This is a genomic window from Bacillus sp. SDLI1, assembly GCF_001553895.1.
GTDB lineage: Bacteria > Bacillota > Bacilli > Bacillales > Bacillaceae > Bacillus > Bacillus siamensis.
Genome location: NZ_CP013950.1, coordinates 3401077 through 3412711, shown reverse-complemented (window position 1 = coordinate 3412711; position 11635 = coordinate 3401077). Strand labels below are relative to the sequence as shown.

General features: G+C 46.4%; 9 protein-coding genes. All 9 read right to left on the bottom strand.

The features are described from left to right. Window positions 1–7: 7 nt before the first annotated feature. The 9 genes from coaE to citZ all read right to left on the bottom strand — a co-directional run bounded on the left by coaE (window position 8) and on the right by citZ (window position 11332). Complete coding sequence (gene coaE, locus AUL54_RS16715; RefSeq protein WP_047476910.1) at window positions 8–601, bottom strand: dephospho-CoA kinase; 594 nt, start codon at window positions 599–601, stop codon at window positions 8–10. 15 nt (window positions 602–616) lie between these two features. Beyond that, window positions 617–1249 (bottom strand): sporulation membrane protein YtaF, encoded by a 633-nt coding sequence (gene ytaF / locus AUL54_RS16710; RefSeq protein ID WP_060964578.1) that lies wholly within the window; start codon window positions 1247–1249, stop codon window positions 617–619. Between the two features lie 136 nt (window positions 1250–1385). Then, window positions 1386–2216 (bottom strand): DNA-formamidopyrimidine glycosylase, encoded by an 831-nt coding sequence (mutM, locus tag AUL54_RS16705; RefSeq protein WP_060964577.1) that lies wholly within the window; start codon window positions 2214–2216, stop codon window positions 1386–1388. Window positions 2217–2244: 28 nt separating this feature from the next. Then, window positions 2245–4884, bottom strand: coding sequence for a DNA polymerase I (gene polA, locus AUL54_RS16700; protein ID WP_060964576.1), 2640 nt, complete (start codon window positions 4882–4884; stop codon window positions 2245–2247). A 246-nt stretch (window positions 4885–5130) separates the two neighbouring features. Further along, window positions 5131–6870 (bottom strand): two-component system histidine kinase PnpS, encoded by a 1740-nt coding sequence (gene pnpS, locus AUL54_RS16695; RefSeq protein WP_060964575.1) that lies wholly within the window; start codon window positions 6868–6870, stop codon window positions 5131–5133. Continuing rightward, the gene (locus AUL54_RS16690; RefSeq protein WP_045509934.1) at window positions 6863–7582 is read right to left on the bottom strand and encodes a response regulator transcription factor; all 720 of its coding nucleotides are present in this window, start codon (window positions 7580–7582) and stop codon (window positions 6863–6865) included. The genes pnpS and AUL54_RS16690 overlap by 8 nt, the downstream gene beginning before the upstream one ends. Before the next feature lie 215 nt (window positions 7583–7797). After that, window positions 7798–8736, bottom strand: a complete 939-nt coding sequence (gene mdh, locus AUL54_RS16685; RefSeq protein WP_003152455.1) for a malate dehydrogenase — start codon at window positions 8734–8736, stop codon at window positions 7798–7800. A gap of 45 nt (window positions 8737–8781) precedes the next feature. After that, a complete protein-coding gene (gene icd / locus AUL54_RS16680; protein ID WP_060964574.1) occupies window positions 8782–10053 on the bottom strand; it encodes an NADP-dependent isocitrate dehydrogenase in 1272 nt (423 codons plus the stop codon). Window positions 10054–10213: 160 nt separating this feature from the next. After that, window positions 10214–11332, bottom strand: a complete 1119-nt coding sequence (gene citZ, locus AUL54_RS16675) for a citrate synthase (RefSeq protein WP_016938606.1) — start codon at window positions 11330–11332, stop codon at window positions 10214–10216. Window positions 11333–11635: the final 303 nt, after the last annotated feature.

Genomic DNA, 11635 nt, shown 5'->3' with positions numbered 1-11635 from the left:
TGTTTCTTTATGTCCAGCTGCTCAATATTTCCTCCAGCTGATGCTTCGTATAGTCAAGACTGCCGCTGTTATCAATGACGGCGTCAGCTTTTTTTGTTTTGTCCGCTAAAGGCATTTGCGATGTTATCCGGCTCATCGCTTCTTCTTCTGTAAGTGAATTCCGCTTCATCAGCCGTTTGAGCTGGATGTCTGCCGGTACGGTGACGACGAGCACTTTGCCGACCAGATAGTCAAGCCCGCTTTCATACAAAAGCGGTATATCCAAAACGACGAACCGCTCTTTTCGCGCAACGGCTTCATCCCGCTGTTTCATCATTTCCGCACGCACTGCCGGATGAACGATCTGATTCAGCATCAGACGCTTCTGTTCGTCCGTAAAAACGATAGAACCGAGTTTTTTTCTGTCAATGCCGCCGTTTTCCAGCAGGATGTCTTTTCCGAACGCTTCAACGATCTGTCCGTAAGCCGGCATTCCTTTTTCCACCGCCTGCTTAGCGATGACATCCGCATCAATGACTGTTATTTTTTTGTCGATCAGCATGCGCGCTACCGTGCTTTTGCCGCTGGCGATGCCTCCCGTTAAACCGATGACCAAGCTCAAAAAGCCCACTCCTTCTTACATTTTCCAAATCCCGATGATAATCAGCAGGATCCCCGGCAAAAATGTCATTTTATCTATCCAATTACATCTTGAAAGAAAATGCCCGGCGTTGATGCCGAATGACACAAACAGCGAGCTCATCACCCCGACGGTCACGCTCATCATAACCGGAGAAAAACCAAGAATGGCCGCTCCCATGCCTGCGCCAAAGGCGTCAATAGATAAGGCGATACCGAGCAGAAGCGCTTCGACTCCGTTAATGGTTCCGGATTGATCAATATCTGCGCTGGTCGGCTTTTTCAAAATGTGAATCACGATGCCGAGCGATTTCACTTCAAGGTTTAGCAGTGTTTTTTCGTGTAATAAGTAATCCGGCTCTTTCGCCGGTTTAAAAAATTGATAGATGACCCATGCCCCGATTCCGATTAAGATCAGCCCGCCCAGTTTCTCCGTGACGGATACAGGGAAAATCTTTGTCAGAAAATGGCCGATCAGCATGGATATAAACATCACAGAGGCTGAACAGCAAGCGATCACGGCAATCGCTTTGAACGGGATTTTCATTTTTCTCAATCCATACGTAAACCCGACTGAAAAACTGTCCAAGCTGACAGCAAAAGCCAAAAGCAGCAAAGAAACAATCTCCATATCCGTTTCTCCCTTTCTCTTGATCGGCAATTGTGACATATGCCTATTGGGTGAATCACAATATATATATGGAGAAAGGTCATCAACTGTGTTAGAAAAAAGTCATTCTGCTGCCGCCTGCTTGAACAGCTTCAGTTTATGATTTTTTTTGGCATCGGGCGCAGAAATGCGTACCCCTTCCGCCGACTACGATTTTAGAAATCATCGTGCCGCACGTTTTGCACGGCTCATCCTTTTTGCCGTATACGTAATGTTTGAGCTGAAACATTCCGATTTCCCCTTGAGAATTGATATAAGACCGGACGGTGCTCCCGCCCGCGTCAATCGCTTCCTGAAGGGTGTCTTTAATTTCTGTATGAAGCTTTTTTATCTGTCCGTCAGACAGGCTGTTCGCTTTTGTCTCAGGGTGAATCCGCGCCCGGAATAAAGCTTCATCGACATAAATGTTGCCGAGGCCGACGACCGCTTTTTGATCGAGCAGGGCGGTTTTTACCGCGCGGTTCGTTTTTGCCAGCCGCTCTTTTAAATAGGCGGCGGTAAAGGCTTCATCATCTGGTTCGGGCCCGAGCTGTGAAAGCGGTAATGCATTCAGTTCCTCTCCCGGCGCAAATAAATGCATCGTGCCGAATTTCCGGACATCCCGGTAGCGGAGCTCTGTTCCGTCCGTCATGCGAAACACAACGTGAACATGTTTATCGTCAGGCTCATCGGCCTGATAAAGACCGTATTTCCCCTCCATCCGAAGATGGGACACCATGACATAATGATCCAGATGGAAAAGCAAAAACTTTCCCCTTCTTCCGATGGATCGAATGGTTTCTCCTGCAATCTGCCGCGCGAATTCCTCCGGCTCGGCGGGTTTTTTGATGATATTCGGCCACCTGATGTCCGCCGATTCAATCGTTTTTCCCTTCACAAGACCGGTCAGAGTGCGCCGGACCGTTTCAACTTCTGGTAATTCCGGCACAATCATCACTTCCTTTTTCTCTGTTTATTTATTTTGCATCGTACCAAGACGGTCCTGAAGCATAATCCGCCTTTAACGGCACGTCTAATGCCAAAGCATGCTCCATCACTTCAGGAACCAGCTTCTCTAATATTTCAATTTCTTCCTTAGGCGCTTCAAAAATCAATTCATCGTGCACCTGAAGCAGCAGTCTTGCCTTCAGTTTTTTCTCCTTCAGCTCAGCTGCCATATCAATCATGGCTTTTTTAATAATATCAGCGGCGCTGCCCTGAATCGGCGTATTCATAGCCGTCCGTTCCGCAAAGCTCCGCAGGTTGAAGTTACGGCTTGTCAGCTCAGGGATATAGCGGCGGCGCTGCATAAGAGTCGTCACATATCCTTTTTGTTTCGCTTCCTGCACCGATTCTTCCATATACGCCTTGACGCCCGGAAAGCTTTCTAAGTAGCGGTCAATAAAAGCGCCCGCTTCCTTCCGGGTAATGCCGAGGTTTTGAGACAGCCCGTAATCACTGATGCCGTAAACGATCCCGAAATTGACGGCCTTTGCCTGACGGCGCATCGCCTGTGTCACTTCATCCTCGCTGACATGAAACACATCCATTGCGGTTTTTGTGTGAATGTCCATATCATTCGTAAACGCCTCAATCAGATTTTCATCTTTTGAAATATGCGCAAGCACCCTTAACTCAATTTGTGAATAATCAGCGGCGAAAATAAGCCAGTCCGGTTCTGACGGAACGAAAGCCTGACGGATTTTCCGTCCTTCCTCCAGCCTGATCGGAATATTTTGCAGGTTCGGATCAGTTGAGCTGAGGCGCCCGGTTTGAGTCAATGCCTGATTGAATCGGGTATGCACCTTATGAGAATCCTTGCGTGTGACTTTCAGCAGCCCTTCAATATAAGTCGATTGGAGTTTGCCGATTTGTCTGTATTGCAGGATGTAGGCGACGATATCATGTTTGTCTGCGAGCTTCTCCAGCACATCGGCTGAAGTGGAATAGCCTGTTTTTGTTTTCTTTACTGGCGGCAGGCCGAGCTTTTCAAACAGAATGACGCCGAGCTGTTTTGGTGAATTGATGTTAAACGGTTCACCGGCGATGTCATGGATTTTTTCTTCATATTCTTTCAGCTTCGCGCCGAGCTCTTCGCCCATTCGCTTCAGTCTATCAACATCTACTTTGACGCCCATTGATTCCATTTCTCCGAGAATAAGCGCAAGCGGGAGTTCGAGATCTTCATATAATTCAAGCTGATTATTTTCTTCCAGCGCGTGCAGCAGTTTGTCCCGGAGGCTGTTAACGGCAGACGCTTTTCTCGCAAGATGATCGGCAAGCTCTTTTTCAGCCGGAACGGCGCGCTTTGCGCCTTTTCCGTAAACCGCTTCATCTTTTGAAACGATATTCAGGCCGTATTCTTTCGCTACGCTCGCGACATCGTCGTACGAATTGCCCGGGTTTATAATGTAGGCGGCAAGAAGCGCGTCAAATTCCGTTCCCTTCAGCTCAATTCCCTGCCAGCGCAAAGCGACGACGGAGCGTTTGCTGTCAAACACCCACTTTTTCTTCGATTCATCTTCAGCCCAGGATTTAAACGCTTCGGACTGGATGGCGGTTTCTTTCGGAATATAATAAAGGCCTGCTTCATTCACGATGGAAAAGCCGAGTATCGGTTCTTCGTGATAGTTATCACCGATTTGTTCGACGACTAAAGCGGACGGCGAAACGAGCATAGCTTCGGTGATTTCTTCGGCCGTTTCAACATTGATGTCCTCAAAATCTTCTTCCGCCGTTTCTCCGCTATCTTCACCGAGCCGCTCAAGCAGCGTGTTAAAACCGAGGTCTTTAAAAATGGCAACGACTTGTTCACGGTCGAACCCTTGATAATCTAAATCGTCAAGCTTGACTTCAATCGGCGCATTTGTCATAATCGTCGCCAGCTCTTTGCTCATCAGGGCTTGTTCTTTATATTCTTCGAGCTTTTCTTTTAATTTTTTCCCGCTGACTTCATCGATTGATTCAAGCAATTTCTCAACCGAATGGAACTGCTTCAAGAGCTTAATCGCCGTTTTTTCGCCGACGCCGGGAACACCCGGGATGTTATCGGATGAATCCCCCATTAATCCCTTCATATCAATGATTTGCAAAGGGGTCAGACCGTACTTTTCTTCGACGTGCTCCGGCGTGTAATCTTCCACGTCGGTAATGCCTTTTCTCGTAATGGCAACGGTCGTTTTCCCGGTTGCAAGCTGCGTTAAGTCTTTGTCTCCGGAAAATACCTTTACTTCAAAGCCGTCTTTCTCAGCAGATACGGCAAGCGTGCCGATAATATCATCCGCTTCATATTCAGGAAGCTCATAGCGGCTGATATTGTAAGCATCGAGGAGCTCACGGATGAACGGCATCTGTTCAGAAAGCTCCGGCGGCGTTTTTTGTCTTCCGCCTTTATATTCTTTAAACGTGCTGTGGCGGAAAGTCGTTTTTCCCGCATCAAAAGCCACCAGCATGTGGGTCGGTTTTTCATCCTCCAGCATTTTCATTAAAATCATCGCAAACCCGTATACGGCATTTGTATGAATGCCTTTTTCATTGCTTAGAAGCGGTAATGCAAAAAACGCCCGGTACGCCAGACTGTTTCCGTCGACAAGCACTAATTTTTTTCGTTCCGTCATTCAATATCCTCCTAAGAGCAAAAGCTCGTCATTCCTCTGTTTTTTAATCTCACAGCTTCTCTTATTTTAACAAAGTTCAATTTGAAAGGAAAATGAGCGGACCCCGTGAAAACGCAAAAAAGGACGGGAACAAGAAAACACGTTCCCGCCGTCAAAATTGGCTCCTTGGATGAAGGGGTTCTGTTACATCCTAACAAGATAGGTTTAACAGGTCATGAAGAAATTGTTAATCCTTTGTAAAGCTGATCACGCTGCCGGCGGCCGCTTCAGCGTCACAGTGAACACGGTTCCCTGTCCCGGCTCGCTTGTGACTTCGATTTTGCCTTCATGGGCTTCTATTAAGTGCTTTACGATGGCAAGACCGAGCCCGGTTCCTCCCGAGTTGCGGCTCCTGTCTTTATCCACGCGGTAGAATCTCTCAAATATCCGCGGAATCTCTTCCTTCTGAATGCCGATTCCCGTATCGGACACTTTGATATCGACAGCGGTTTCTTTCACATTTACCGAAATCGCCACCGTCCCTTTTTCAGGCGTGTAGGTTAAAGCGTTGTTCGCCAGATTCAGGAATACCTGCTTCAGCCTGTGCACATCACCCATCACAAAAATCGGCTCCTCCGGAAGGTCAAGCTGAAAACTGATGCCTTTTTCCTCAGCCTTATGCTGTAAAAGGGCTTCGATTTCATGGAGGATTTTTGCGGCGTCAAAGGATTCTACGCGCATCGTAAAGTTCTGCTGCTCCATTTTGGATAAATCCAATAAGTCCTGTACGAGAGATTGGAGCCGCTCACTTTCTTTCAGAATGATAGACAGAAAGTCTGAAAGTGCCTTTTCATCTTTCATCGCCCCGTCTAACAGCGTTTCCGTAAAGCCTTTAATCGAGGTGATCGGCGTTTTCAGTTCATGGGAAACATTGGCGACGAAGTCCTTCCTCATCTGCTCCAATTTTTTAATTTCCGTTATATCGTGAAAAACGAGAACAATGCCCTTCCATTCATCATCAGGACCCATGATCGGAACGCCGTCAACTTCAAAGTAGCGCCGCTCAATGTTGATGGGAAGTCTCAGCAGCTGGCATTTTTTCGTCTCCGTCATAAAAATATCTTCGACGAGCCGAATGATTTCCTCATGCTCAAACGCATCATGGTAAAGGCGGCGAAGCAGACGTTCAGGCTTTGTATGAAACTGCTTCGTGTACGATCGGTTCACGAGATTAATAAAACCTCTTCCGTCTATTAAAATCAAACCTGAACCGATATTTTCAATGACGGTTAACAGACGGTCGCGCTGCATATCCTGCGTTCTCGTCATTTCCATCAAATCGACCGCCAGACTGTTCATCGCACGCCCGAGACGGTCAGACCGCCTTGCATAACCGCTGTAGGAGCGGGCGTCATAATTGCCTTTGGACAGTTCCGTCGCCACCTTCGTCGCGGCGTCGATTGATTTTTTGTAACGGGACGTCATGTTTGTATAAAAGAAAACGATAATGATAAAAGCGGTACAAAGACTTGCTGCCAGCATACCCCACATTTCTCCGGTAATACTTGAACCGCCGCTGATTTCCGAGGAAACGAGCACATATCCCGCCGTTTGGCCGGCGTCATTTTTTACGGCAGCGCCGCGGATCATTTTGCTTCCCGCCTGTATGGCTGCCTCATTTTTATTGTGAGAAATGAACTCCTTTACGGCTGCATCATCAGCATGCCTGCCGGAATGATAAACGGCGTCACCCTTCTCATTGAGAACAGAGACGTTTATACCGAGGGTGCGGCCGGCGTCGCGGATCACCGTTTCATTGCTTTTATTGCCGATTCGGCCGGTATCAAGAAGGCCCGCTATGTATACCGATTCCTTTTTCAGCTGATCCGCCGTTCTGTCTTTAGCAGCTGAAGAAATAAGCTGCTGTAAAAAAAGGCCGAGAACACTGAAAACCAATATGATACATACAACAAGTAAAGCGAACAGACGCACACGGACTTTATTCATTCATTTTTGGCTCCTCCAGTTTATACCCCAAACCTCTGATTGTTTTAATATAGATGGGTTTTTTGGTATTTGATTCGATTTTGTCGCGCAGATGGCTGATATGAACGTCAACAATCCGAGTGTCCCCGGCAAAATCATAGTTCCAGACCGCGCTCAGCAGAAGATCTCTCGTCAGCACTCTTCCCTTGTGTTTTCCCAAATACAGAAGCAGTTCAAATTCTTTAGGCGTCAATTCCAGCTGTTCCGACTTAAAGTACGCTTCGTAATGCTCCGGAAGAATTTTCAGCTCGCCAATAAGGATCTGCCCGTCCTTTTCCTCTTCTCTGCCTTGTGACAGCGAAGAAATGTCAGCCCTTCTTAAAATGGCTTTCACCCGCGCAGTCACTTCCCTCGGACTGAACGGCTTTGTCATGTAATCATCCGCTCCGAGCTCCAGTCCCAGCACCTTATCAAACTCCTCATCTTTTGCTGTCAGCATCAAGATCGGAACCATCATTTTCTGCTGTCTGAGCTGTTTACAGACGTCGATTCCGTCCACTTTCGGCAGCATGACATCCAGTACGATTAAATCCGGATTTTCCTTCTCTGCCTGCTCCAGAGCCTCTTCGCCGTCTGATGCGGTAATGACATCATAGCCGGACCGTTCCAGATTGTACTGTAAAAGAGTAACGATAGATTGTTCATCATCTACAACTAAAATTTTTTTGTTCATGCTGCGCCCTCCGCTGTCTATTTTCCCCGACATCCAATTTTCTCTATTTTATGTGCTGCATATCACTTTATGATTTCATTTTATCTAATACTGCCCGTTCAGACAATTCGCCTTTTTGATCATTTTCAGAGAAAGGATCGTTCAGGGAAAAAGAAAACGCTTTCATTAATTGTAAAAAGAGGAAGGCTTCTGATTCGGAAGCCTTCCCTTTTTTCTTATGACAATACTTTCATCACGTTTTTGACAGATTCAACTGATTTACTCAGCTGTGCTTTTTCATAGTCTGTCAGTTCAAGCTCAATGATTTGCTCTAGGCCGTTTCCTCCGATAATCGTCGGTACGCCTAAGTAAATGCCTTCATGACCGTATTCGCCTTCTAAATAAGCGATGGTCGGAAGCACGCGGCGCTGATCTTTCAAAATGGCTTCTACCATTTCTGTCAGTGATGCAGCAGGCGCGTAGTAGGCGCTTCCGTTTCCGAGAAGGTTGACGATTTCCCCGCCGCCTTTTCTTGTGCGCTCTACAATCGCATCAAGACGGTCTTTCGGGATAAGCGTTTCGAGCGGAATGCCGCCCGCATAGGAATAACGGACGAGAGGAACCATGTCGTCACCGTGTCCTCCGAGAACAAAACCGGTCACGTCTTTTACTGACAGGTTTAATTCTTCAGCGACGAATGTTCTGAACCGCGCAGTGTCAAGCACTCCGGATTGTCCGATAACGCGTTCTTTCGGGAAGCCTGATTCTTTGTACACCGCATATGTCATCGCATCAACAGGGTTTGTTAATACGACGATAATGCAGTCAGGAGAATATTTCACGATCTCACGTGTGACGCTTCTCATGATTTTTTCGTTTGTAGATACGAGATCATCACGGCTCATGCCTGGTTTTCTTGCAATTCCGGCCGTGATGACGACGATATCAGAACCAGCTGTGTCCTCGTAGTTGGACGTGCCTGTGATTTTCGCGTCAAATCCTTGAACCGGACTTGCTTCGAGCATGTCAAGCGCTTTTCCTTTAGTCGGGTTTTCTAATTGAGGAATATCAACGAGCACAACATCCGCAAGCTCTTTTTGAGCTGTAAGGAAGGCTGTTGTCGCTCCCGTAAATCCTGCTCCGATAACAGAAACTTTACTGCGTGTTTTTCCCATGATTCTCTTCTCCTTTTTTGGCTTCATTAGAAGTCTGCTTTAGGTTCAGCCCATGTTTTTGATAAGCTCTTCACCGAACTCTGAACATTTCACTTCAGTTGCACCGTCCATTAATCTTGCAAAATCGTAAGTTACTACTTTTGAAGCAATCGTTTTTTCCATAGCTTTAATGACTAGGTCAGCCGCCTCATTCCAGTTCAGGTGTTCAAGAAGAAGCACTCCTGAAAGGATAACGGATGACGGGTTGACTTTGTCAAGGCCGGCATATTTAGGAGCCGTTCCGTGAGTCGCTTCGAAAATCGCATGCCCTGTTTCATAGTTGATGTTCGCTCCCGGCGCGATTCCGATTCCGCCTACCTGAGCGGCAAGCGCATCAGAGATATAGTCTCCGTTTAAGTTCATCGTCGCCACGACGTCGAATTCACTCGGACGGGTTAAGATCTGCTGAAGGAAAATATCAGCGATGCTGTCTTTGACGATGATTTTTCCTGCTGCTTCTGCTTCGCTCTGCGCTTTATCAGCCGCTTCTTTTCCGTCTTTTTCGACGATGCGGTCATATTCGGCCCAAGTGAATACTTTATCTCCGTATTCTCTTTCGGCAAGCTCATAGCCCCAGTTTTTAAATGCCCCTTCAGTGAACTTCATGATGTTTCCTTTGTGGACAAGCGTGACAGACTTGCGGCCGTTTTCGATCGCATACTCAATGGCAGCTCTGACTAAGCGGCTTGTTCCTTCTTCAGAAACAGGCTTTATGCCGATTCCTGATGTTTCAGGGAAACGGATTTTGTTAACGCCCATTTCATTTTGCAGGAAGCTGATCAGCTTTTCAACTTCTTCAGAACCTTTCGCATACTCAATTCCGGCGTAAATATCTTCCGTATTTTCGCGGAAAATGACCATATCCGTATCTTCAGGACGTTTGACCGGAGAAGGCACTCCAGTGAAATATCTGACAGGGCGCAGGCACGTAAACAAATCAAGCTCCTGTCTCAGCGCCACGTTCAGAGAACGGATACCGCCGCCGACCGGTGTCGTCAGAGGTCCTTTGATAGCGATGAAGTACTCTCTGATGTCTTCCAGCGTTTCGGCAGGAAGCCACTCACCTGTTTTATTATAAGCCTTTTCACCGGCATAAACTTCTTTCCACGTGATTTTTTTCTCGCCTTTATATGCTTTTTCAACAGCGGCTTCCAATACTTTAGAAGCGGCATTCCAAATATCAGGGCCTGTGCCGTCGCCTTCAATAAACGGGATAATCGGATTATTTGGTACGTTTAATACTCCATTAGAGACTGTAATTTTTTCACCTTGTGACACAATATTACCTCCCAGTATGTAATTCATATTTAGAAAACATTTTATTTTTCTTGTATAGAAAATAAAATGATTTTTCTCAAGATTCTATCAAAATTGTAAACCAACTTGGGCTTGATTAACAAGAGGCTAACGACATGAAAATCACCAGCCTCCCGTTTGATCAGGCTCTTTCGTCAATCGGAACAAAAGTCTGCTTATCCGGACCCGTGTATTCAGCGCGCGGGCGGATGAGGCGGTTATTATCGTATTGCTCAAGAATGTGCGCGATCCATCCGGACATTCTGCTGACCGCAAAGATCGGCGTGAACAGATCGTGGTCAATGCCGAGACTGTGGTACACAGATGCGGAATAGAAATCAACATTAGGCGGAAGTTTTTTCTCCGACGTCACAATTTCTTCGACACGGATTGACATGTCGTACCATTTGCTTTCACCCGTCAGATTCGTCAGGCGTTTGCTCATTTCTTTTAAATGTTTGGCGCGCGGATCCCCATGCTTATACACGCGGTGTCCGAAGCCCATCACTTTTTCCTTTTTCTCCATTTTGCTGCGGATATAAGGCTCGGCATTTTCCACTTCGCCGATCTCTGTCAGCATTTTCATGACGGCTTCATTGGCTCCGCCGTGAAGCGGTCCTTTTAATGCGCCGATGGCCGCCGTGATGCCTGAGTAAATATCGGATAAGGTGGCGACACATACTCTCGCCGTAAATGTTGATGCATTCAGCTCATGATCCGCATGAAGAATGAGCGCTTTGTTAAACGCTTCCACTTCGATCGGAGAAGGATCTTCACCGTTTAAGGTATAAAGGAAGTTCTCCGCAATACCGTACTCTTCCTTCGGTTCAACAGGATCAAGTCCTTTGCGGATTCTTGAGAAAGCGGCGACAATGCCCGGCACCTTCGCCTGCAGACGGATGGCTTTTCTGTAGTTCGCTTCCGGATTCATGACATCGGCTTCACTGTCAGTCAGACCGAGTAATGAAATTGCCGTCCGGAGCGCAGCCATTGGATGTACGTTATTGAGGGGATAGGATTTGAAGTGCTCAATGATTTCTTGTGGAACGGCAGCTTCTTTCGCAAGCTGTTTTTTCAGTTCAGCAAGCTCTGTTTTATTCGGCAGGCGCAGATGCCACAGCAAATAAATGATTTCTTCAAAACTTGCATTCTCTGTCAAATCGTCAATATCGTACCCTACATATGTAAGGGTATCGTCGATAATAGAGCTTACAGATGATGTTGTTGCTACAACCCCTTCAAGACCGCGTGTTGCTGTCATATTCAACCTCTCCTTTTCAATCAAAATTCCCCTTTAAAGAGTACATAAAACATACGGCTTACTTAAAATGATTCATGTAAACACTCCCTTTCCCCTTTAAGAAAATGCTTACATTTCATTGATTGCGGTTACATAACCGATATGCTTATAGAGGAACATAACAAATTCTTATAAGCTTATTTAAGTTTAAGCCTATTCTTATTATAAACAATAATCAGACATTTGTTAAATGTTTACCTATAATTTTTTTTCTTTCTCGCACATTTTCTTGATTTTACGCGGTTTTTTCCTCTTTTTCCGCAA